Origin of the sequence: Psychrobacter sp. P11G5, assembly GCF_001593305.1 — a bacterium.
GTDB lineage: Bacteria > Pseudomonadota > Gammaproteobacteria > Pseudomonadales > Moraxellaceae > Psychrobacter.
The window spans coordinates 1,999,511-2,023,054 of the sequence record NZ_CP012533.1 but is presented as its reverse complement, the minus strand read 5'-3'; the positions used below and the strand labels follow the sequence as shown (position 1 = coordinate 2,023,054).

18 protein-coding genes are annotated in these 23,544 nt (G+C 41.9%); 12 read left to right on the top strand and 6 right to left on the bottom strand.

The features are described from left to right. Positions 1–22 precede the first annotated feature (22 nt). Positions 23–1,783, top strand: a complete 1,761-nt coding sequence (locus tag AK825_RS08190) for a 2-oxo acid dehydrogenase subunit E2 (protein WP_068036156.1) — start codon at positions 23–25, stop codon at positions 1,781–1,783. Positions 1,784–2,024: 241 nt separating this feature from the next. Here AK825_RS08190 and AK825_RS08185 read toward each other — a convergent pair whose 3' ends face one another. Continuing rightward, positions 2,025–2,666: an OmpW family outer membrane protein gene (locus AK825_RS08185; protein WP_068036154.1), complete on the bottom strand. Its 642-nt coding sequence runs from the start codon at positions 2,664–2,666 to the stop codon at positions 2,025–2,027. 935 nt (positions 2,667–3,601) lie between these two features. Between AK825_RS08185 and AK825_RS08175 the strand changes: the two genes are divergently transcribed. Continuing rightward, on the top strand, positions 3,602–4,582 hold the full coding sequence (locus AK825_RS08175) for an ion transporter (RefSeq protein ID WP_068036150.1): 981 nt from the start codon (positions 3,602–3,604) through the stop codon (positions 4,580–4,582). Positions 4,583–4,688: 106 nt separating this feature from the next. On the opposite strand, the gene AK825_RS08170 is transcribed toward AK825_RS08175, so the two are convergent. The 3 genes from AK825_RS08170 to AK825_RS08160 all read right to left on the bottom strand — a co-directional run bounded on the left by AK825_RS08170 (position 4,689) and on the right by AK825_RS08160 (position 9,614). After that, entirely contained in the window at positions 4,689–5,348 is a 660-nt protein-coding gene (locus tag AK825_RS08170; protein ID WP_068036149.1) for a TerD family protein, read from the bottom strand. Between the two features lie 43 nt (positions 5,349–5,391). Beyond that, positions 5,392–6,525, bottom strand: coding sequence for a WYL domain-containing protein (locus AK825_RS08165; RefSeq protein WP_082787213.1), 1,134 nt, complete (start codon positions 6,523–6,525; stop codon positions 5,392–5,394). 332 nt (positions 6,526–6,857) lie between these two features. Then, a complete protein-coding gene (locus tag AK825_RS08160; protein WP_227514039.1) occupies positions 6,858–9,614 on the bottom strand; it encodes an ATP-binding protein in 2,757 nt (918 codons plus the stop codon). 315 nt (positions 9,615–9,929) lie between these two features. On the opposite strand from AK825_RS08160, the gene rsmG reads away from it, so the two are divergent. From rsmG to AK825_RS08110, 10 genes are all read left to right on the top strand, one after another. Then, positions 9,930–10,646 carry a 16S rRNA (guanine(527)-N(7))-methyltransferase RsmG gene (gene rsmG / locus AK825_RS08155; RefSeq protein ID WP_068039226.1) on the top strand — a complete coding sequence of 239 codons (717 nt, stop codon included), beginning with the start codon at positions 9,930–9,932 and terminating at the stop codon, positions 10,644–10,646. Positions 10,647–10,877: 231 nt separating this feature from the next. After that, positions 10,878–11,657, top strand: a complete 780-nt coding sequence (locus AK825_RS08150; RefSeq protein ID WP_068036147.1) for a ParA family protein — start codon at positions 10,878–10,880, stop codon at positions 11,655–11,657. A gap of 138 nt (positions 11,658–11,795) precedes the next feature. Next, positions 11,796–12,941, top strand: a complete 1,146-nt coding sequence (locus AK825_RS08145) for a ParB/RepB/Spo0J family partition protein (RefSeq protein WP_068036144.1) — start codon at positions 11,796–11,798, stop codon at positions 12,939–12,941. 159 nt (positions 12,942–13,100) lie between these two features. Then, a complete protein-coding gene (locus AK825_RS08140; RefSeq protein WP_068036143.1) occupies positions 13,101–13,835 on the top strand; it encodes a MotA/TolQ/ExbB proton channel family protein in 735 nt (244 codons plus the stop codon). A gap of 50 nt (positions 13,836–13,885) precedes the next feature. Continuing rightward, positions 13,886–14,317 carry a biopolymer transporter ExbD gene (locus AK825_RS08135; RefSeq protein WP_068036141.1) on the top strand — a complete coding sequence of 144 codons (432 nt, stop codon included), beginning with the start codon at positions 13,886–13,888 and terminating at the stop codon, positions 14,315–14,317. A 114-nt stretch (positions 14,318–14,431) separates the two neighbouring features. Next, complete coding sequence (gene msbA / locus AK825_RS08130; RefSeq protein ID WP_068036139.1) at positions 14,432–16,213, top strand: lipid A export permease/ATP-binding protein MsbA; 1,782 nt, start codon at positions 14,432–14,434, stop codon at positions 16,211–16,213. Between the two features lie 133 nt (positions 16,214–16,346). Continuing rightward, on the top strand, positions 16,347–17,495 hold the full coding sequence (gene lpxK, locus AK825_RS08125) for a tetraacyldisaccharide 4'-kinase (RefSeq protein ID WP_068036137.1): 1,149 nt from the start codon (positions 16,347–16,349) through the stop codon (positions 17,493–17,495). A gap of 74 nt (positions 17,496–17,569) precedes the next feature. Continuing rightward, on the top strand, positions 17,570–18,397 hold the full coding sequence (gene kdsB / locus AK825_RS08120) for a 3-deoxy-manno-octulosonate cytidylyltransferase (protein WP_068036135.1): 828 nt from the start codon (positions 17,570–17,572) through the stop codon (positions 18,395–18,397). Positions 18,398–18,518: 121 nt separating this feature from the next. Next, positions 18,519–19,631, top strand: coding sequence for a DNA polymerase III subunit delta' (locus AK825_RS08115; protein ID WP_068039223.1), 1,113 nt, complete (start codon positions 18,519–18,521; stop codon positions 19,629–19,631). An 84-nt stretch (positions 19,632–19,715) separates the two neighbouring features. Then, the gene (locus AK825_RS08110) at positions 19,716–20,063 is read left to right on the top strand and encodes a PilZ domain-containing protein (RefSeq protein WP_068036132.1); all 348 of its coding nucleotides are present in this window, start codon (positions 19,716–19,718) and stop codon (positions 20,061–20,063) included. 38 nt (positions 20,064–20,101) lie between these two features. On the opposite strand, the gene ppk2 is transcribed toward AK825_RS08110, so the two are convergent. Both ppk2 and AK825_RS08100 read right to left on the bottom strand, forming a co-directional pair. Continuing rightward, complete coding sequence (ppk2, locus tag AK825_RS08105; RefSeq protein ID WP_264753619.1) at positions 20,102–21,115, bottom strand: polyphosphate kinase 2; 1,014 nt, start codon at positions 21,113–21,115, stop codon at positions 20,102–20,104. A gap of 263 nt (positions 21,116–21,378) precedes the next feature. Beyond that, positions 21,379–22,842, bottom strand: coding sequence for an acetyl-CoA C-acetyltransferase (locus AK825_RS08100; RefSeq protein ID WP_149038795.1), 1,464 nt, complete (start codon positions 22,840–22,842; stop codon positions 21,379–21,381). Between the last annotated feature and the right edge of the window lie 702 nt (positions 22,843–23,544).

Here is a 23,544-nt window from a genome sequence, read left to right as displayed (position 1 = left end):
ATACAAGATAAGGAGAGCAAGGATGGAAATTAAAGCCCCCGATTTGGGTGTTGATAGCGCCGAAGTCAGTGAGATTATGGTAGAAGTCGGCGATGTTATTGCCAAAGACGACAATATTATCTTGCTAGAATCTGATAAAGCCTCGGTCGAAGTGCCGAGCTCAGCTGCTGGTAAGATCACTAAAATTAGTGTTGCTATCGGCGATCAAGTTAGTGAAGGTATGGTGCTTATCGAGCTTGATAGTGATGCTGATACTGACAGTCAAGATGATAACCAAGACGACAGTAAAAGTGCGAATGAAGAGAGTAAAGAAGCACCTGAAACCGAAAAACAAAACGAGCCCCAAGATACTAAGCAAGAAGAAAAACAAGACGATACTAAATCAGCCGATTCAAATACGTCTAAACCTGCCGAAAAAGCAGGAAAAGCTACCACGCATGCATTGCCAGATTTAGGGGTTGATGAAGCGCAAGTGGCTGAGATCATGGTTAGCGTAGGTGACATAGTCAGTGCTGATCAGTCAATCTTATTAATTGAGTCTGATAAAGCCTCAGTTGAAGTGCCAGCTCCAGAAGCAGGCAAGATTGAAAAAATACTTGTTGAAGCTGGTGACATGGTTGCTAATGGTCAAGATTTCATCGTTATCGTTAGTAGTGGTTCAGATACTGCTGATAATAGTGCAGATGAGTCAAAAGATACTGAGTCACAAACGAAAGCTGGCTCTAACGATCAAGACGTTAGCACTAAGCCTGAAAGCAAAACTACTGGTGAGCCCAAGCAAGTTGCCACTAAGTCTGCGCCTGCAGCGAGTGACTCTAGTGGTAGCAAGCTAACAGAAGCTCAAGTTAATGAAAAATTAACCGAGGTTTATGCGGGTCCTGCTGTACGTAAGCTTGCTCGTCAGCTAGGCGTAGATATTACTCAGGTAAATGGCACAGCGATAAATGACCGTATCTTAAAAGAAGACTTATTTGCGCACGTCAAAAACAGTTTAACTACGCAAAAATCTGCACCTGCTGCTAGTAGCAACGTAGCAAGCTCAAGTCTGCCAAAACTGCCTGACATGAGCAATACAGATATCTGGGGCGAAACAGAAACTCAAGACCTTAGCCGTCTACAAAAGGTCTCAATACCACAGCTCAACTACAATACTTTGCTACCGCAAGTAACGCAGTTCGATTTGTCAGATATCACGGAGACTGAAAAGCTACGTGGTGAGTTAAAAGGTGGTATGAAAGCGCAAGGTATTGGTCTGACCATCTTGGCATTTATTGTCAAAGCGACCGCCTATGCGCTTACGCAGCATCCACGCTTTAATAGCCATCTAAATGATGATAATACGCAGATTATCTTGCGTAAAAGTGTCAATATGGGTATTGCCGTGGCGACTGATGACGGCTTAATTGTGCCAGTAATTAAGAATGCTCAAGATAAAGGTATTAAGCAGATTGCGATTGAGATTGGCGAGCTGGCAGTGAAAGCTCGTGACAAAAAACTCAGTACCAAAGATTTGCAAGGTGCTAGTTTCACGATTTCAAGCCAAGGCGTTTTAGGTGGGACTTCATTTACACCATTAGTAAATTGGCCGCAAGTAGGTATATTAGGCGCTTCTGAAGCAACAATGCAGCCACGCTGGAATGCCGACAAGCAAACCTTCGAGCCACGTCTAATGTTGCCACTATCATTGTCTTATGACCATCGTGTCATTAATGGTGCTGATGCCGCCGTATTTACGCGTTATGTCGCAAGCTTACTTGCTGATCCACGTCGTATCTTGCTATAAATTGTGTAAACGGTTCATATAATGATCGAACAAAAAGACTGTCCTTGGATGGTCTTTTTTTATGGTGTAAATTTAGATTTTTTAGAATGTGTTAAGCATTTTCAAGTAGGCATTGTTTGCGAATATTCAATACGTTTGAACATTGGATGTTTTTAGTTTTATTGATCAACAGGCACAAAAAAGCCGGCAGATACCGGCTTTCTTATTACCATAAGTAATGCTAAATAAAACAGACTTCTAATTAGAAGCTTTTAACGTAAGCTACGCCATAGACCCAAGGGCTAATATCAACTTCACCAATTTCATCACCGTTTAAGCTAGCATCTGTTTTGATATCCATATAACGTGCATCAATACGGAAAGACTCAGTTGGAGCAAAAGGAATATCTAAGCCAATGTGACCTGCAACGCCAACACTATCATCAAGATCTAAATCATAGTCACCAGCAAGAGGAATATAAACTTTTTCTTTAAAGAAAGTTGTGTAGTTCACACCAACGCCAATAAAAGGCTTCACATTCATAGGCAGATTATAGCCATCGAAGTGATACTGTACAGATAGAGTAGGTGGTAGGTGCTGTGTTTTTGCATCAATAGTAGTGTCGCCAGACTTGAGAGTGATGTCATGATGAAACGGAATGGCAGCTAGTAATTCGATACCAACGTTGTTAGCAACAAAGTACTCACCACTGACTGTTGGGCGCACATCGCCATCAACGTCAACTGCAAAGTCGCCTAAGGCAGTAGATACTGTGCCATTGTCACTTTTAGGGTCAACATAATGTGCACCGGCAGCCACTGTCCAAGTACCAGCAGGGACAGCAAAAGCAGTAGTCATAGTAAGTGCAGTAGCAGTAGCTAAAACTAGGGATTGTAGCTTCATTTTGTAGATCCTTAACATAATCAGTAATAAAAAAATAAGTATTCAATGAGGGATGACATCAACTACTTATGAAAAAAGTTACATTCATGAAATAAAAAGTAACTAATCAGTTGCATTATAATACATTTCCTTTACTGAGGGTAGTGTACTAAAGTCTAATAGGCGATATAACTGATATGTGGTAGTAAATATGACTTCAGTAGCGAATAACATTTTGTGCTTATACAATGATATTCAAATATCTCTTATAATTATAAGGTTTAACGTTGAGGATATGCTCTTAATATTTAAATAAATTATCTGTGGTAACCCATATAAGAGTGTTATAGGCTATAAGGTTAGTTTTAATGTTTGTTTTATATTTTTGACTCACACAGATAGAGATATCATAGACAAAATTTATTGAAATATTTTTATAAAGATAATGTTAATCAGAGAAATGGCGATATATTTATGACTGGCTATTGTAGTAATTCTCCCATGCGTTGTACTAATGCACGCTCGATGACCGTACTGAACCAAGCTGACAATAGCTGTCCTCAATGTGGATTGTCATTGGTGCCTGCTGATAGCTCGAGTAGTAGCTCTCGTATGGAGTTGCAGTTTTTGCATGCTAGTTTAGCTATCATAATTCTATTACTACTGGCCTTAATATATATATCTTATGCAAATTTTGTATAATCAATCCAATCTTAAAAAGCCTAGTAAAGTTCAGGATATATATCGAAGATACGCTATAGATTATTCTTATTATTGAGACCAACAGGGAAATGGTAAATAATGCTTCTATACTGATACTTCGATGCTTAATTGTTTGATTACATAAATGACCCTATTCTTATATAGCTGTATCTATTTATTAACTTGATGGACTGAAGACTTTACCATTCATTTTTCATTCATTTAATCACGGTGTTACACCGCATAGGGACGGCATGCAATTCCAGTCTATACGGCGCCTGCGTCATTTTGTCTATGATATTTTACAAAATGATGACCACGACACCCTATTTAGTCGTTATGTCGATTACTTTCTGATTTTTTTAATTATGACGAACGTAGCTGCCGTAATTGCTGAATCTGTTGACCAATGGTATTACCCTTATCAAGAATATTTTACTTTATTTGAAAACTTCTCAATAGTCGTATTCTCTATTGAGTATTTGCTACGTTTTTGGAGTATTGCTGAAGCCAAGCCAGATAACACTACATGGCGTCAACGCTGGGACTGGGTAAGAAGCCCATCAGCTTTGATTGATTTGGTAGCGATTGTACCCGCGTTCTTAAACTTCTTTGTCAGCTTCGATCTGCGTTTCCTAAGAATTCTACGCCTGTTTAGAATTTTAAAGCTTACACGTTATTTTGTCTCAATGCGTATCTTGCTAGTGGTCATCAGTAAAGAGAAAGGCTCATTCCAAGCCGTTATTTTTATCTTAATTATCATGATTGTGACTGCCTCTAGTGGTATTTATTTAGTAGAAAACCACGCGCAGCCAGAAGAATTTGAATCGATACCGAAAGCAATGTGGTGGGCCGTGGTAACGCTAACGACTGTCGGTTATGGTGATGTGACGCCAATAACCAATGCAGGCAAGATATTAGGTGCAGTTATTACTATCTTGGGTGTGGGTTTGGCGGCTCTGCCAGCTGGTATTTTAGCGACAGGTCTTGCTAACGAGCTTGCACAACGCCGTGATGAGTTGGAGCAAGATTTTCGTGAACAGTTGGTGGATAGTGATTTTGACTTAGTGCAGAATCAAACGATGATTGATAAGATTCGTCGTGAGCTTGGACTAGATAAAGAACAAGCACAAGATATTGTATTACAAGTATTACGTGAACAAGAGCTTGAACGCCGCGAGCAAGAAGTTCGTAAAAAGAACTTTTGTCCCCATTGCGGTGAGGCGCTAGAGTAGAATGGAAAGAAATTGACGTAAAGTTATACGGTACAACGACAACTATCGAAAACTAAAAAAGCTGGCGACCTACAAAATCGCCAGCTTTTTTATCTATAATTCTCAGCTAAGTGCGCACAATTTGCGGTGATAAAATAGGTAAAGCACGCGCTAGTTCATGCGCGACTTGTTGAGCTGCTTTTTGTAAGTCATTTTCAGAAAGCGGTAAGTTTTGTAGAGTGAGATGCCAATCATCTATTTGGCGGCGCAAACTAGCAATCCAAATCGCACTACAGTTGCGCGGAATTTGCTTTAAATTAACCTCAAAAGCACGGTTACCTTCGTCATCGCTAAGATGTACTTCACCTGCTTTTACTTTGCCTAATGGCTGTCCATAGTATGAGCTAGCAAGCAGACCAATATGGCTAATATGAGCAGGAATCTTGTCTAGATAAAGACGAATTTGCTCCTGATCTACTGGTGCATCATATAAGGCTTGCTCGCCACGATCTTTTCCATTAAGACTATCGCCTTGATGACAGACAGACTCAGCTTTATCACGCAGTTGTTTAAACCATACAATATCGTTAATCGTACAATTATCATCGTATAGTACGCAAGCAATATCGATATCAATCGCACTTTGGTTTTTTTTAAAGCGCTTCATCATGCCTTTAGGTTCGGTTTTAGTAAACTCATAATTTAGCGAAAAAAACAACATATCGGCCGTTAAGCCTAAGGCGCTTAAGTTTTCTGAAAGTAGGGGTAATGAGGCAGTGGATGGCATGGTATTCCTTGTTGATGCTTAAGTTTCTTATTAGTTAATTTGACTATTGCTCATCATCTAGTTGTTTATCCAACACTACTTGATGAAGAAGTTGCGGCTTGGCATCCAATAAACCTTTGCCAAAACCACGTAGCCACCAGACCAATTGTGACGTTAGATTAACTGTCGCATGGATAGTTAAGGTGTCATCGTCGTTGAACATTACTGTCTGATCATCACTAAGCTTGCTTTCAGTCAGGCTTTTACCAGCTCTCGTAGTAAATTTTAGCTCAATCGCGGTATTTTTACCGTGATCAGGCAATTGGCTCAATAATGGATGAGTAAAGCCCATGCTACCAGCGTCCAAATAGCTATCCAAATGGAAGTTCTCTGGTGTTAGTGCTGTGCTTTTAAGTATCTCCACACTAGCAAATCGATGCAGGGCAAAAGTGCGGATAATAGCTTCTGGATCATCAGTACGAGTCGCTAGCAAATAAATAATTACGCCACGCTGAATGATAGCAATAGGGTTTAATATATATTCGCTAGCCTCTGACTTATTACTGCGTGTATAACAGGCTTTGATTTGTAATTGATAAAACAGAGCATGATAAATATTATCTTTACTGTCCAAATCAATATGCGGGGCAATCAACGGCTGAGTTGCAGTCTCAATGCGTACACGATCAATCCAAGAATGCGTGACTTTACTATTTTTAAGCTGTCGCCGTGCCAAGTCAAACCATGGAAATAACTCATCTAAAATAGCAGGAGGAAGTAGCTGAGTGAGATTGGCCTCGACCATATTAAAGGCGACCGCTTGCGATAGATTCATATGTGGCAGGCTTTGTAGTGGCGCGTCATCTTTCCAGCGCCAGCCTTGCGGGTTGGCATTATTTTTCTCAATTGGGAAGCGTTTAGCCAAAGCATTTAAGTCTCTTTGTACCGTACGTAAGCTAATATCAAATCCTGCAAGCTTAAGCTGTTCATAGATATGCGTCGTACCAACCCAACGGTTACGCTGAAGCTGTGAGAGTACTTGCCATTGACGCGCAGTAGTCGCTGCCCCATGACGGCTAGCTGTATCGGCAGCCACATTGTCAGCCTCCTCAGTAGATGATACGGAAGGCTTATCTTCCTGTATATCCTGAGCATTGGAGGTAGATCCGTCTGTTGCGTTAGCGTTTTGCACAGTCATTAAGAGATAACCTATATAGAGTCTGTCATAATGTTGAATCAATATTATCGATTACAGGGTGTCATACTAAAAACAGTATCATATTAAAGCATATCTTGCTTGCTCAGCATCGAAGACATTTATCATCGCAGAAAATAGCCGTAGCGTCTAGGAAGTTTAGATGCAGCTTTTAGGGTTCAATCATCTGGCAATTTTCTAAAAGTTTTATCTGAAAATATGAGCAAAGAGTGTTCTTTAGAAGAACGATATTGAATCCCAATCACTACTGTTCAATTCCATCACGAATTATGCTTTCTTTGCTATTGTCTTTTTTATACTGATCTTTCTTCTTATCATCTTTTGTTTGACGTTTGACGTTTGACGTTTGACGTTTGACGTTTGGCTTTTCGCTTCTTTTTGGCTTTCTTTTTTGACTTCTTATCGTCAATAACATCATCTGTATCTTGATTTTCATCCCACAACATCAAACGCTGCAAGACTTTGCCAAATAGAGTGTCCTTACGATAACGACCTTTTTTATTCATCGTATCAATGGGTAGGCCTGTCATCAGTGTCAAGGCCTCATTAATCGTGTTCACACCATAAATATGAAAGCTACCTGCTTCGACTGCTGCGATAATGTCGTCACGCAGCATTAACTGTTTGACGTTGGCCATTGGGATAACGACGCCTTGTTGCTCCGTCATACCTTGCTCGCGACAAGCATCGAAGAAACCAGCAATCTTAGCGTTAATACCACCGACTGCTTGTACTTCTCCCAGCTGATTCATTGAGCCAGTGATAGCGAAGGACTGATTAATAGGCGCGTTGGCTAAGGCCGAGAGGAGCGCACAAGCTTCACTAACTGTCGCGCTATCGCCATCAATATGAGCATAGCTTTGTTCAAAGGCTAGAGAGGCACTAAAATTCAGTGCATGATGTTGGCTAAATAGAGCACGCAAGTAGCTGGTCATAATTAACATGCCTTTTGCATGTAAACTGCCGCCCAAATCGACATCACGTTCAATATCGAGAATCTCACCAGCACCAATATTAGGCTGAATCACAGCAGTAAGACGTGCTGGCATGCCAAATTCACTATCAGCATAGCTAACGACAGTCAAGGCGTTGACCTGTCCGACGGCCTCACCTTGAGTATTGATCAGCTGTTGACCGTTTTTGAGCTCATCCCAATACAAATCGCGCAAGTAGCCTGAACGTTCATCCATATCGCTGATAGCTTGAGCGACATGACTCGCATCGACGATGTTGTTTCCACTAAGACGTGCGTGGCGATTGGACTCATGCAAGAGCTTAATGAGACGGTCACTGTGCAAGCTTAGACGGTCTTGGTCTTCAGCCTGTAAGCTTAAATGTTCAAGAAGTGCCGCTTGCGCACTATTATCAAAAGGATAAAGGTCTGCATAATCAATAATATCTGCCATTTTGGCAACGAGGGCCAGCTCATGATCAGGTGTGCGAGTGACATCATCATGGAAGTCGGCACGAACTTTGAATACCGCATCAAACTCTGGTTCTAGCTCTAATAGCTCATAATATAAATCTGCTTCTCCGAGCAAAACTACTTTAATATCAAGGTCAATTGGAGCAGGTGCTAATGACAAGCTGCCTGTTAACGTCAACATTTGCTCAAGGCTAGATAGCTTAATTTTACGTGATTGTAGGGCACGTTTTAGACCTTGCCAAGCGTAAGGGTGCTCAAGTACATGGCTGGCTTCTAACAATAGATAGCCGCCATTTGCTCGGTGTAGTGCGCCGGCACGTATCATACTGACATCAGTTGTCACGGTACCTAACTGAGTAATTTGCTCGACATGTCCTAACAAATTAAGGTGAGTCGGCAAGTCTTCAAATATGACAGGTGCGCCGCTTTCAGGCTCATGACTAACCATGACATTGACTGCATATCGGCTAGGAGTTGTTGCCAGTACGGCAGTGACAAACTCTTCATCATCACCATTAACGATACGCTCTACATGGGTAACCATGTCAGCAAATATCGCATCAAGATAAGTAACGATAGCTGGGAGTTCGGCAAACTGCTCACGTATAGGTGTAAATAAAGGTTGTAGGGCTCGGCGGGCAATATTGCGATGTAGATCTTCTATGGCGTCATTGGCCTCATCTTCTAGTTGTTCTAAGGCAATGGTCAGTTGACTAAGTCGCTTTTGCATGTGGTTTTTTTGCGTAAAATTACTCAGCTCAGACTCATAGTCACTCTGCGTGTTAGTGTCTGTTAGATTGGTAGTGTCAGGGCTGTTTTCTATTGAATCATGATTTATTGTAGCCCCATCTATGGCCTCATTATTTTCAGGTATATTAGTGGACGCAGATATAGAAGTGGCAAATGTTGTTTTATTATTTTCATCTACTGGCAGTTGGCTTGGATGTACAAACATCGCTTTATTATCGAACGAGCGAAACGTCAGCGCCAAATCATACTGTTTACCTTCAGCGTTTAGGGCATCATAAGCAAGGCTTTCTTTTTGATGAGTATCGTTTTTGATCGCTTCGATTTTGCTTTGATACTGATCACTACGAAAACGTTGGCTCAAACGTTTTTTTGCCTGTAACCATAAATCATTAATTTGCTGCTGTAACACTACCGCTTGTCCAGCAGGTAAGTGCATTGCTAAAGGCGTACGAGGGTCAGTAAAATTGTGTACATAAACCCAATCATTTGGCGTTGGTGCATCCATAGCAATACGCTGTAATAGACGACTAATAACTGTGCGTTTACCAAGCCCGTTTTCACCAGCTGCAAAGACATGATAGCCGCTAGCTTTGATATCAAGTGCAGTGTGCAAGGCTTTGAGCGCACGCTGCTGCCCAAAGCTAATATCTAAATCTGGTGCAGTACGTGTATCAGTAGGCAAGTTACTAACAGCACTATAACGCTTTAGCTGCTTAGCGGTGATAAGGCAGCGCTCATTAACCGCTTCAAATATTGGATGGGGTGATGAGATATCCTGTTTGTCTTCTGCAGTATCTGTTTTTACTGATACCTTGTCTGTCACAATAGTAGTCGCAATCATTAAGTCGGTATCTTCTGAAGTTTGCATGTTAGGAGCAATGGGCTGTTCGGTCATAGGCGTATGGTAAGTCATCTTATAGAAGTTGAAGAAAGTGAAGAATTTAATAAATACATCTTACAAGATGTCTTAACATTTTTAATCAGTCATTAGACGCAGTTTTGTATCATGTAGATATGAATCTTTAAACCAACAATGATAAAACTGCGCTTATATCCAAAGCCATATTTAATGGTAGAAAGGAAGAATAAAACCTCAATGCTAGCGCAGATAGTATAAGATGACGGACATTAGCGCAATCTGCAACTATTCAATATGCAGCCTGCATGATAAAATAAAAGGTTCACATGCCAAAACTGGATGATTCGTCGTATGTCAGCTTCTGCTAAAACTTCTTCACCTTCTACTAGCACGGATAATATCAATGTTGATCCGACTGGCTTTACAAAGCTTGGGTCGCAGTTGCCAACGCTTGCGAACATACTAGCACAAGCAACGCAAGAGCTCGGTTTATCACTAAGTGGCATGCAGCAGCGCACGTTATTATTATACTTAGACCAGCTTTTATTATGGAATAAAGCGTATAATCTGACCGCCATTACTGATCCGGTAGAGGCCTTGATCAAACACGTCATCGATTGTTTGGCTATTATACCGCATTTGCCGCAAGGGTCACTGCTAGATATCGGTACAGGAGCAGGGTTGCCTGCGGTTATCATCGCGATTTGTCAGCCTGAACGCTCGTGTACTGCGCTTGATAGCAATCAGAAAAAAATCCGCTTTATTAAGCAAATTAGTAGTGAGCTTGGTTTGAGCAATTTGCAACCTATTGCTTCACGCATTGAAGCGCATGAGACTAGCTATGAAGTGGTCACCTCTAGAGCGTTTGCAAGCCTTATAGATTTTGTCGAAGTTGCACAGCCACGTCTGGCAAATGGTGGTCGACTATGTGCGATGAAAGGTAAAGCGCCAACCGATGAAGAGCTACAGGCGCTAAATCAGGAATGGCAAATTAAAACGATTGAGCTTAAAGTGCCACGTTTATATGATAGTCGTCATTTAATTGAATTATCTTCCAAAAATGTCTAAGCTATGAGCACCTGAGTAGCTATGAAACAATTAACGTAGCTAATTGGACTCAAATTAGAAATAATGCATGAAATAATTAGTCTAGTGTTCGCAAGGTTTTCATTCGTTATCGCATCTATAATATATTAAAATGACTATCAGATTTTTTGTGAAACATGATAATAAAAATTTAGAGTTAAAGACTGTCAGAGTGGAAATCAGTAATAGACCCTAATCAAATTGAGTAAGTGTATGGAAATCATAGCAATTGCGAATCAAAAAGGCGGCGTTGGAAAAACGACGACGGCAGTAAATTTGACTGCTAGCTTAGCTGCAAAGCGTAAACGCGTACTGTTGATTGACTTAGACCCACAAGGTAATGCTACTAGTGGCACTGGTCTAGATAAAAACGATTTAGAGCTGACAATAGCAGATGTGTTACTTGATGGCGTTTCACTGCAGGATGCTACTGTTATGAGCCCGGCAGGTTTCGATGTTATCGGAGCCAATCGTGAGCTGGCAGGTATGGACATTACCTTAATGGGTCAAACCAATAGTCATGAGCTATTAAAGAAAGCAATGACTCATTTAGTCGATGCGCAAGTTAGCTCCAAAGAGGGGCATTACGACTATATCGTTATGGATTGTGCACCCAGTTTAAACTTACTAACGATCAATGCTTTGGTGGCAACTGATAGCGTCATTATTCCTATGCAGTGTGAATATTATGCATTGGAAGGTCTAGCCGATTTATCACAGACAATTGAGCGCTTAACTGAGCTTAATCCTAAGCTGTATATTCGTGGTGTGGTAAGAACATTGTTCGATGCACGTAACACGCTAGCCCGCGATGTATCCGCTGAACTTGAGGCTCACTTTGGCGATATTATGTATAAAACCCACATTCCAAGAAACATTCGCTTGGCAGAAGCGCCCGCGCACGGTCTACCAGTAATTGCGTATGAGAGGTGGTCAAAAGGTGCGCGCGCGTATCAAAAATTAGCAGCTGAAGTTATCAAACAGAGCTGCTAACAGACGCCAGTCACTGTCGTAAAAGCTAGCAAGTGAATAGACACTAGCTAGCCAATAAAGCATTAGATACCATATTTATCAGTAAGTACTTATTAACAACCATTTGGCTTTTATTTTAGCGTTAGAGGATAGGTAATCATGGCGAAAAAACGAGGATTGGCTTCCAATCGAGGTTTAGATGCCTTATTAGGATCAATCAAAAAAGAAAAGCAAATTACCGCCTCTGCTTTGCAAGACGATACCGTTGTGCGTGATATCGACGCAACGGTTGATGCTAAGTCTATTGCTCAAATACCAGACTTATCTGCTACACAGGTCAATAATGATCCTGCGAAAACCAGTGCAAAAGCCGTTACTGGTGCAAGTAGTCGTGCACCACGTACTATCCGCAACAGCACAAAAATCCGCCACCATGCTAAAAATAGTACTAGAACAGCTAATGAGAGTATCGATAGTAATACGTCTGAAGATCAGATAAGTTTGGTGCAAATCGCGGTGACACAATTGCAAGCTGGTAAATATCAACCGCGCCGCGATATGAGCGAAACAGCACTAGCAGAGCTAGCATCTTCTATTGAGCAGCATGGAATCATGCAGCCTATTGTTATTCGGCCACTATTGGCAAACGAAGATAAAAGTACAGCAGATGTCACTCATGAAATTATCGCTGGTGAGCGACGCTGGCGTGCCGCAAAAATGGCAGGTAAATCGGTTATTCCAGCAATTGAACGCGCATTATCGGACGAACTAGCTATTGCATTAGCGCTGATTGAAAATATTCAACGCGAAGATTTGTCAGTGATTGAGCAAGCTGCGGCATTGCAGCGCTTTCATACTGAATTTGGCATGAGTCATGCAATGATTGCAGATGTAGTCGGTAAAGCACGAACGACAGTTTCGAACTTACTGCGTCTCAATCAGCTGCACGATACGGTAAAAGACCATTTAGCGAACAGTGCTTTAGATATGGGTCATGCGCGTACACTGCTTGCCTTATCTTCTGAACAGCAGCCTATCATTGCACAGAAAATAATTGATGGGGGGATGACTGTACGGGAGGCTGAGAAGCTGGTTAAGTCAATCTTAAATCCTGCACCTAAAGCTGATCGTACTGAACAATCACAGTCTCATGATGCTGAACGTTTAACACAGCGCCTGACAGATATGTTGGGAGCAGAAGTAAAGCTTAAACATAAAAAAGATGGTCAGGGTAGTGTGGAGATATTTTTTCACAACCAAGATGAGTTATCAGCGTTAATAAAACATCTAGAAGCGCAACGTTAATACACTCATTAGACCAACGTACTTAAATAACGTGCTTGAATAACATACTTATTAAGTCTAAAAGCCTTTTGCTATTATGCGCGTTATATTATGCGTGGCTTTCATTATGTAATAGTCGCAAGATTTTGAGCGTTTCAAACGATACACAAGAGAGTCATTATGTGGGAATTGGTAAAAGCAGGTGGTTGGTTAATGATGCCAATCGTCGTATGTTCGATAGTCGCGCTTATCATTATTATTGAGCGCAGTAGTACGCTACAGTTTAACAAAATCGTACCTGGTAGACTACGTGAACAGCTCATAACCCGCCTACGTGAAAACGGTGACATCGGTCGTACCCAGTTGATGAATGTCAAAGAGAAAACGCCATTAGGTGACATCTTAGCGACGGGATTGATGTATCGTCAGTATGGTCTAGACTCTATGACTATGCATATGCAAAATAGAGCGAGCGTACAGATCCATCAATTGGAAAAAAATATCAATATGCTAGGTACGATAGGAGCAATTGCCCCACTACTTGGCCTATTAGGTACTGTATTGGGCATTATATCTTCATTTTTAGCCATTACAGATGGTGCAATGCAAGATCCTACCTTGCTTGCCGCAGGAGTCTCGCAAGCATTGATTACAACTGCCGCAGGTATGGTTGTTGCGATACCAGCACTAGTAGCTTACCGTTATTTTCAGCGCCGAGTTGTAGATGTTAATGCCAGATTTGAGACTGAAGCTGGGCTTATGATTCAAGAGCTTTACGATTATCAGCTACTAGCAGATGCTCATCTACCACTGACTAATTTGCCTACTACGACAGTGCAAAGCGCAGAGACAAGTGATGAGCAGTTGAGTGATACGTTAGGGTTTGACTCTGAAACCAAGCATCAACCTGCATAGAGAAACCTAATATTTTTATCTTCCAGCCTTAGGCCATCAGAGAAATAGCTATGCGTTTTAGAAAGCCTACCGTTGAACCGCTAGAAATCAATTTAACGCCAATGATTGATTGCTTACTGTTTTTGATTGTGTTTTTGCTATTAGCGACGTCATTTAATCATTTTAGCCGTTTAAATATTGTTTTGCCTGAAGCGGAAGGCGTTGCACTTGTCGAGCAGAAGAACAGTATTGAGGTGGCAGTACAAGAAGATGGCAGTTACATGGTTAATGGTATTAGCCTTGCTAACAACAGTGAGGCTGAGCTGACCAACATGCTACAGCAAGAAGCGGGCAGTGAGCGTGACATCCTATTTGTAATTGCTGCTGATGCTAATGCTACCCATCAATCTGTGGTACAGGTAATGGACATCGCTGGCAAACTGGGCTTTTTAAATTTAAATATCAGCACTGTAATGCCACTCGGACAAGCACTACCGCACTAGGTAGTAGACAGTTAAACTAACTACTGGGTTCTATCTCGCCGTTATACCTCTTCTTTATGCAGTGGCGCTGCCTGTTTAATAAATTCATCTATTAATACTTGACCTGAGGCTTTTATGAGCCAATCTGATACAACTCAAACTCCTATTAACACTAAGCTTGTGCCACCGTCAAGTCCGCCTAAGAGTAAGACGCTATTGCGTCTTTTGAGCTATTTGAAGCCTTATTGGTGGGCGCTACTGCTAACAGTAGTAGGGTTTGCTATTAATGCAGCAACAGAGATCTGGATTGCCAAATTATTACAATATATCACCGACGCTATTAATCAAAATGATCAAGCGAAACAAAACCTGTTTCCAGTCTTGATTATCGCGTTGTTCTTTATACGCGGTGTTGGTAGCTTTTTGGGTAACTATTACTCTGCTTTAGTCTCACGAAATTTGGTGTATGAGTTGAGAGTGCAGGTATTTAACAAGCTGTTACGTCTACCAAGCTCGTTCTATTTAGCTAATCCTGCTGGAACTATCTCATCCAAGCTGATTTTCGATGTAGAGCAAGTGACGGCTGCTAGTACCGATTCCATGAAGACCTTGTTGCGTGATGGCTTAACAGTTGTCGCTTTGCTTGGTTTTTTACTTTATAGCAACTGGCGTTTAACCTTGATTTTGTTTTTAGTACTGCCACCGATCTTGTGGCTGATTCGTTTTGCCTCTAAGCGTTATTTAAAGCTATCCAAAGGTATTCAAGAAACCATGGGCGATGTCAGCCATATTACCAATGAGGTAATCGGCGGCTACCAAGTGGTCAAAAATTACGGCGGCCAAGCGTATGAAGCTCAGCGCTTTAACGCTACTTCAAAAAAGAACTTGCGCCAAGGTATGAAAGTGGTAGTTACCAATAGTATTAATACACCCGCTGTACAGCTATTGATGGCAATGGCGATGTCAGTGGTAGTATGGCTCGCTTTACGTCCATCGGTGATTGATAATATCTCGGCAGGTGAGTTTATCTCTTATATTGCAGCAGCAGGGCTACTCAGTAAACCTGTGCGCTCATTAACCGATATCAATCAAAAACTGCAAAAAGGTATTGCGGCGGGTGAGTCTATATTTGCATTGCTTGATGAGCCTGAAGAGAAAGATACTGGTACGCTCAGCCCGTCGTTGTCAGGTGAGATTCAATTGGATAAGGTTAGCTTGGTCTATCCCGATTCAACTGTGGCGTTACATGACTTTAGCTTAGATGTACGTGCAGGCGAGACAGTAGCCTTAGTTGGGCGTAGTGGCGCTGGTAAATCATCACTGGTTAATCTGTTAACGCGTACCTTAACCACGACCTCAGGGCAAATTACGATGGATGGTATGCCCATCGAAGATATTACTTTAGAGAGTCTACGCGCACAGATTGCGATGGTTAATCAACAAGTCGTGCTGTTTAACACTACGGTCTTTAATAATATCGCCTATGGTAGTTTGGCAGGCAAGTCACAAGCTGAGGTCGAAGCTGCTGCTAAAGATGCCTTTGCTCATGATTTTATTATGAAAATGCCACAAGGCTATCAAAGTCAGATTGGGGCAGAAGGCTTACAGTTATCTGGTGGTCAACGTCAGCGTTTATCGATAGCACGCGCACTATTAAAAGACGCACCAATTTTGATATTGGATGAAGCGACCAGTGCTCTTGATAATGAGTCAGAGTATTATATTCAGCAAGCACTCGACAATGTAATGAAAGACCGTACCACCTTAGTCATTGCGCATCGCTTGACGACGATTGAATCTGCTGACCGCATTGCAGTCCTAGATGGTGGGCAAATCGTTGAGATTGGTACTCATACTGAGCTCATGCAAAAGCAAGGCCATTATGCCCAAATGTATGCGCGCGATTTTGAATCATGAAGGCGAGATGAGCTTTGAGTTTCTGTTTAAAAGGCTTCGATGTTGATATCATCAAGTCTTTTACTTTTATACTATTCAACAACGCACTATATTAAGCAACAAATCATTGGCAAAATTGGATGGATGCTAAATAATGAGTATTGAGACCGCGATTACTCGTGCTTGGCAACGAAAAGCAGCTTGGTTATGGTTATTACTGCCTATCAGCTGGCTATATGGTTTGCTTACTTTATTGCGTCGTCAGGCTTATAAAGCAGGGCTATTTGCAAGTTATCGTGCGCCTGTACCCATTATGGTCATAGGTAATATTACGGTTGGTGGTAGTGGCAAAACGCCGTTGATTATAACTCTCGTTAGTTATTTGCAGCAACAGGGTATAAAGGTTGGTGTTATAAGTCGCGGTTATGGCGGTGATAGTAGTCAGATGCCAGCATTGGTAACCAAAGATAGTTTGCCAAGTACGGTAGGCGATGAGCCTTGTTTAATTGTCAATGTGACGGCCGTACCGATGGCAGTGTGCCCGAACCGAGAACAAGCGATCACTACCTTGCTAAACGCGTATCCTGACTTGCAACTCATTATTGCCGATGACGGTTTGCAGCATTATGCCCTACAGCGAGATATTGAATGGATTGTGGTCGATGTGGCGCGCGGATTTGGTAATCAGCAGCTCCTACCGACTGGGTTTTTACGTGAGCCGATGGCACGATTAACAGATGCAATCGTCATTTATCATGAAAAACCAGAGGTAGTATCCGCTCTTAATAATAATGAAAATCTAGCTCAGCATTTGACCATGCAGTTACAGCCAAGTAGCTTATATCCTTTATTATCTGACGATGACATACATGATTTAGACATACTTACCTCTTCATCAGATGCGGTAGTGCCAATGCAGGGTAGCGTGCATGCAGTTAGTGGAATCGGCTATCCGCAGCGTTTTTTTGCAACGCTCAGGACGCTTGGTTTTGATGTGATAGAACACCCTTATCCTGATCATTACGACTTTAGTCTGCTTGAGTTGCGGAAATACACCGAGCATCCTATTATTGTGACGACTAAAGATGCTGTAAAAATCCGTACGTTACTATTAGCAGAACTCAACAAAATTAATTCTATAAAACCTGATGAATTAATTAATGATGATATTAAAGCCTTAGTGAATAGACTATGGGTACTACCCGTAACCGCAGAACTCTCTAATGCTTGCTATCAAAAATTACAACAGCAATTAGAAGCATTTGGTATTGATATGCCTACGTCAGGTTTTAGAGATAAGTAAAATAAACCTCATTTTTTCAGCTATTATTCAATCTCGCTTTTAAGCTTATATATTGCCTGTTATAGGAATCATCTATGTCGACTACACCTGTGCCTGCCAAAACTCATATTGTTATCCCTGCACGCTTTAAAAGCACTCGTCTGCCAGGTAAACCATTATTAAACATTCATGGTAAACCTATGATACTTTGGGTCGCTGAAAAGGCTCAGGCGGCGCACTTCGCTGATGATATGTGTATCGCTACTGATGACGAACGTATTGCCAAGGTTTGTCTGGATGCAGGGTATGAGGTAGTGATGACGAGCGCTGATCACGCATCAGGGACGGATCGCTTAGCTGAAGTCGCAGCGATTAAGGGTTGGGCAGAGCATGATATTATTATCAATATGCAAGGCGATGAGCCACTGGTACCGCCTTTATTATTAGAACAAGTTAAAAATTTGTTAGTACAAGATAGTGATAGCGTTATGGCAACATTGTACGAACCTATTGAAGACTATCATACCTTTACAAGACCATCAGTAGTCAAGGTCGTGAGTGCAACGGTTAATGATAGACAGCGCGCGCTATATTTTAGTCGTGCGCCGATTCCTTGTGATCGTGATGTGGCGCTAGCAGTAGAAGCTGGTAATCTAGACACAACTGAACTACTTGCACCAAAAGATGCTTACCGACATTTAGGACTGTATGCTTATCGGGTAAGCTTACTACAGCAATTCGTCCATTGGCCACAAACACCGCTCGAAACGCTTGAGAGCTTAGAACAACTGCGCGTCTTAGAAAACGGTGGCAATATTGCTATCGCAGCAGCAGAAGTTCAGCTACCTGCTGGCGTGGATACGCAAGAAGATTTGGATCGCTTAAATGCGATGAGCATTAACGAATTTAAAAGTGATATATAATAAATAGCCTAAGCAATAGTTTAAAAGTTAGCATTTAAAGGTTAACGTTTAAAAGTTACCTACAAGATAAGTGTTAAGCTCAATAAATTCTAAAAAACAGTAGGCAATAAGCGTGAAACATATGACAGACAGTATTTACTTTGCGCCGCTATTACCATGGCAGCAAGCGCTGTGGACGCAGCTCACTAGTCGTGTGCTATCACCGCCACACAATCTGCCGCATGCATTACTCGCTGCTGGTATGCAAGGGATGGGCAAGCGTGCCTTCGTTTGGCGTTTGGTTGCTTGGCTGTTGTGCCGTGAGCACGATCAGCATCCGCTTGGCGCATGTGGTGGTTGTCAGAGTTGCCAGTGGCTTAGATCTGGTACGCATCCAAGCTTACAAGTATTGCCTATTACTAGCATGCCTGTCAGTGCCGAGAGTCGAGAGATTAATGAGGCCTCAAGTAGTACCGCTAAAAAGACGAAAGCTGATACTAAATCTGCAAAAGCAACCAGCAATGCTGCGCTGACAATAAAAGTGGATGATATCCGCGCATTACAACCATTCATCTATCAAGGTGGGCAGGGGATGCGTATTTGCGTATTAGATCATGCTGAAAAAATGACCATTGCAGCGGCTAATGCGCTCTTAAAAACGCTAGAGGAGCCGCAAGCACAAGTCCATTTATTTTTGATTAGTGACATGCCAGCAAAGCTGTTGCCAACGATTAAAAGTCGTGTGCAGCAGTTACCGCTACAAACTATTGTGTCCTCTATGGCAAATGACTATGTTGCACATAAGCTTGGCAGTACGATTAATCGTGAAGTGGTGAGTCCGATACAAATTGCGCAATTACTACAATTAGCAAACGGTGCGCCGCTTGCCGCAATAGATTTGGCACGGGCTGCATGGTATAGCAAGCGCTCATTATGGTTGACTACGTGGCAGGCTCTACGTAGCGGCAAGCGTAGCAGTACAGCGGCCAGCGACTATTGGCAAGCTGAGCTTAGTCTTCCAGATTTTCTCAAGCTCACTGAGCTGATGCTAATCGATATCCGGCGCGTCTGTCTCGGTCTTGATAGTAGCCAAAAAGATATTGCTTTATCAGCGGCTTTAGAAAAATATCAGCCGACAGATAGCGCATTAGAAGCATTGGTAAGCCAATTGCAGCAAACAAAAACGGTGCTGCAACAGAATGTGCAAGAAAAATTCGCCTATGATAAGCTGATGCAAGACTTAGCGTATCTTTAAGCTAAAGCTTACAGACACGCTATATTAAAAATATAAAGACCACCAACCGCTATCTAACCGTATATTTGAACTAAGGATTTGATTATGGCAATGCCAGGACGTGGCGGTATTATTACCTGTCATATTGAAGATGTCGAAAAGTTATATGCTAGCTATTTATCTTTCGTAGATAATGGCGCACTGTTCGTGCCTACCAGTCGTGTACAGGAAATGGGTGACGAGGTCTTTATTGCGATTACTTTACCTAATTCTAGCGAACGCTTACCGATGAATGGTAAAGTGGTTTGGATTAATCATAAAGCCCAAGCTAATCGTCCTGCAGGCTTCGCAGTGCAGATTGGTACCGATGCGGCTGGTCAAAAAATAAAACATGAAGTAGAGCGCTTGCTAGCAGGTAAAATTGATAGCCAGCAAGCGACTTATACCATGTAAACTTATTATTGGTTTAGTAGCTGCTATATTCTAATAATCTAGTAACGTGGCGGCACGTACATATCGTCTGGAATAGGTTCACGATAATACTCATCGTCGCGCTTACGCTCAGGTAATTCTACTTCTTCACGCGGTACTTCTTTATATGGTATCTGCTCAAGCAGATGAGCGATACAATTGAGGCGCGCACGCTTTTTATTATTACCTTCAACTACCCACCAAGGCGCTTCTGGGATATGAGTGCGCTCAAACATAGTCTCTTTGGCTTTGGTGTAGTCTTCCCAGCGACGCCGTGATTGTAAGTCCATTGGCGACAGCTTCCATTGTTTAAGCGGGTCATGAATCCGGCTCATAAAGCGCGAGTGCTGTTCGTCATCAGTGATAGAAAACCAATATTTAACTAACCTAATACCGGAACGTACTAACATACGCTCAAACTCTGGGACGGATTGAAAAAACTCCTCGTATTGTGCATCGGTACAAAATCCCATTACACGCTCGACACCGACACGGTTGTACCAACTTCGATCAAATAATACAATCTCACCAGCCGCTGGCAAGTGTGCCACATAGCGCTGAAAGTACCATTGTGACTGTTCGCGCTCAGTTGGTGCGGGCAGAGCAGCCACTCTACAAACGCGTGGATTGAGACGTTGAGTGATGCGTTTGATCGCACCGCCTTTGCCTGCTGAGTCGCGCCCTTCAAATATAACTACAATGCGCTCACCGCGATCGACTACCCAATCTTGTAGTTTAATTAGCTCACGCTGCAGGCGCACCAGTTCTTGAAAGTAGGTACGACGATCAAGCTTCTCTTGCTCCGTCATCTCAAGCCCATCAAAACGAAAATCACGTACATAATCGTCTATTTCATTTTCAAGCTCTTCATCATAAGCATCGATTAAGTCTTGATGCATCTTGCGGCGTAGCTCATCATTGAAGACTTCTTTATCCATGCGTCCAATGAAGTTTCCTTGTTCAGGCTTAGTTAGTTCATGATGTTCTTGCGGTGTTAAGGATTTTGGATCAATTGCCGAAGGTATCTTTGCCATGCCAAACTCCTTTTCATTTACGTATGGTCATTCACATTAATTTTTAGTTCTTCTAAGCCTCTACTTTATCATATTAATATACCGTTTCATTAATAGGTTAAACGCTTTAAAGCCTTATTACATCCAATTTTTAGCATAATAATAACAGTTAATAACTAATAAAAAATGGACAAAAAAACACCCTCTAATCAAAAAATTAAAGGGTGTTTATCGCTAATTAACGGTTAACCTATTAATGTAGCTAGGACAACTTAATCTATAACTTATTTTTCTAAGATACAAGTCACACCTTGGCCACCCGCTGCGCAGATAGAGATAAGCACGCGACCTGAACCTTTTTGATCTAGCAATTTAGCTGCTGTCGCTAAAATACGTCCACCAGTTGCGGCAAATGGGTGTCCAGCGGCAAGTGATGAGCCATTAACGTTCAACTTACTGCGGTCAATAGAGCCTAATGGCGCATCAAGGCCTAGGCGCTCTTGGCAGAATGTCTCATCTTCCCAAGCAGCAAGGGTTGAAAGCACTTGTGAGGCAAATGCTTCATGAATCTCGTAAAAGTCAAAGTCTTGTAGAGTAAGACCAGCACGCTCAAGCATACGTGGTACCGCATAGGCTGGCGCCATTAACAGACCTTCTTTGTTGCCAGATTTACCAATGAAATCAACAGCGGCAGTTTCCTGATGAACGATGTACGCTAATGGCTTAAGTCCACGTGCTTCTGCCCATTCATCATTTGCTAATAGTACACAAGAGGCACCATCAGTTAATGGGGTAGAATTAGCGGCAGTCATGGTTGGATTAGCGTTCTTTTTGCCAAATGCTGGCTTAAGCTTACCCATTTTTTCAAGAGTAGAATCTGGGCGCAGATTGTTGTCGCGAGTCAAACCTTTATATGGAGTGATGAGGTCATCAAAGAAGCCTTCATCATAGGCGCGCGCCAAGTTTTTATGACTATTAAAAGCCAATTCATCTTGTGCTTCACGGCTGATATTCCACTCAAGAGCAGTGATTGCTTGATGATCACCCATAGATAGACCAGTGCGCGGCTCGCCGTTTTGTGGTGATTCGATTAAGTCTTTTGGATTTAAACCCATTAATGCTTGCAAGCGTTGCTTGTTATTTTTCGCAGCACCTAACTTTAAAATCACTTTGCGAAGGCCATCACCAACGGCGAGAGGGGCGTCTGAAGTCGTATCGACACCACCAGTAATAGCTGAGTCGATCACGCCTAAGGCAATTTTGTTTGCAGCAGCAAAAGTAGACTGTAAGCCAGTACCGCAAGCTTGAGAGACATCATAAGTAGGTGTGTGCGGGTCTAAGGCAGTATTTAATGCTGCTTCACGGGTCAGGTTTAAATCGCGGCTAAGCTTTAATACTGCGCCAGCAACCACTTCGCCCATACGCTCATCTTGCAAGTTGTAGCGTTCGATTAGGCCATTAAGGGCGGCAGTCAACATATCAATATTGCTAGCATCCGCATAAGGACCGTTTGAGCGTGCGAATGGAATACGGTTACCACCTAAGATAGCAACGCGATGCTGGCCTGAGCTTAATGTAGTAGCACTGCTCTTTTTGGGCGCTGCGCTTGGTTTTTTAGACTTAGCCGCTGCTTCATCAGCTTTCTTGTCATCTTGACTGCTGTCTTTTTTGCTGCTCTTAGTCGACTTTTCCGCTGTATTAGATTCAGCTGTAGTATCAAACACATTAAGATCTTCTGACTCGCTCATATTAGATTCGTCAATTAAATCTTCTTTGATTTTCGCTTTTTTCTGAGCTTGCGCGTCATTCTGAGCGTTTTTAGAGTCGTCATCGACTGGGTTGCCATCGGCATCAACGATAGCAGTTGCTTTTTTAAGCTCAGCAATTGAATCATAATGAGCATTACTATCTTTGTCATTATTTTTGGTTTGAGTGTTTTTTTGGGTATTATCAGTTGCTGTGCCGTTGCCCTTAACGACAGTACTTTCGATAACAGGGCTATTTTTTTTGTTACTCATGGAATTATCCTTAAAACGAGTGAATGTAGTAAATGATAAGGCAATAAAATATTGTGATAAATAAGTTAGATCACCAATATATAAGATGTTAGCGGTTTATCGTCGTAATTTTTACCATGTTATTGTATGCCTTTGGCAAGTCAGGTAACAGGTGTTCAGGTTTGAGTAAACAATGAACATGTAGACTGGACAGTATTACTTATTAGTATTGCCTAGATAGTTATTTGATAATATATTGTTATCGGTATTCAATTAAGCTATAACTTCTAGATTTTATTTTAACATATACATTTGTTTTTTAAATATAGAGAAAGTAACTGCTGCGTTTGTAAGTAAGCTCGTTAATCCTTGTTTATATCGTTGACTTTTGGACTTGTTTACCCTAGGCGTGTATAGTTGTGGCAGGTTAAAGCTCACTTACTAAAGACTAAT

Coding starts and splice junctions, on each gene's coding strand:
- AK825_RS08100 (WP_149038795.1), bottom strand. CDS start 22,842: ATGAGCGAGTCAGAAGATCTTAATGTGTTTGATACTACAGCTGAATCT.
- AK825_RS08160 (WP_227514039.1), bottom strand. CDS start 9,614: ATGACCGAACAGCCCATTGCTCCTAACATGCAAACTTCAGAAGATACC.
- AK825_RS08170 (WP_068036149.1), bottom strand. CDS start 5,348: ATGCCATCCACTGCCTCATTACCCCTACTTTCAGAAAACTTAAGCGCC.
- AK825_RS08115 (WP_068039223.1), top strand. CDS start 18,519: ATGACAGACAGTATTTACTTTGCGCCGCTATTACCATGGCAGCAAGCG.
- AK825_RS08175 (WP_068036150.1), top strand. CDS start 3,602: ATGCAATTCCAGTCTATACGGCGCCTGCGTCATTTTGTCTATGATATT.
- AK825_RS08150 (WP_068036147.1), top strand. CDS start 10,878: ATGGAAATCATAGCAATTGCGAATCAAAAAGGCGGCGTTGGAAAAACG.
- lpxK (WP_068036137.1), top strand. CDS start 16,347: ATGAGTATTGAGACCGCGATTACTCGTGCTTGGCAACGAAAAGCAGCT.
- AK825_RS08185 (WP_068036154.1), bottom strand. CDS start 2,666: ATGAAGCTACAATCCCTAGTTTTAGCTACTGCTACTGCACTTACTATG.
- AK825_RS08165 (WP_082787213.1), bottom strand. CDS start 6,525: ATGACTGTGCAAAACGCTAACGCAACAGACGGATCTACCTCCAATGCT.
- AK825_RS08110 (WP_068036132.1), top strand. CDS start 19,716: ATGGCAATGCCAGGACGTGGCGGTATTATTACCTGTCATATTGAAGAT.
- rsmG (WP_068039226.1), top strand. CDS start 9,930: ATGTCAGCTTCTGCTAAAACTTCTTCACCTTCTACTAGCACGGATAAT.
- AK825_RS08190 (WP_068036156.1), top strand. CDS start 23: ATGGAAATTAAAGCCCCCGATTTGGGTGTTGATAGCGCCGAAGTCAGT.
- kdsB (WP_068036135.1), top strand. CDS start 17,570: ATGTCGACTACACCTGTGCCTGCCAAAACTCATATTGTTATCCCTGCA.
- AK825_RS08140 (WP_068036143.1), top strand. CDS start 13,101: ATGTGGGAATTGGTAAAAGCAGGTGGTTGGTTAATGATGCCAATCGTC.
- AK825_RS08135 (WP_068036141.1), top strand. CDS start 13,886: ATGCGTTTTAGAAAGCCTACCGTTGAACCGCTAGAAATCAATTTAACG.
- msbA (WP_068036139.1), top strand. CDS start 14,432: ATGAGCCAATCTGATACAACTCAAACTCCTATTAACACTAAGCTTGTG.
- ppk2 (WP_264753619.1), bottom strand. CDS start 21,115: ATGGCAAAGATACCTTCGGCAATTGATCCAAAATCCTTAACACCGCAA.
- AK825_RS08145 (WP_068036144.1), top strand. CDS start 11,796: ATGGCGAAAAAACGAGGATTGGCTTCCAATCGAGGTTTAGATGCCTTA.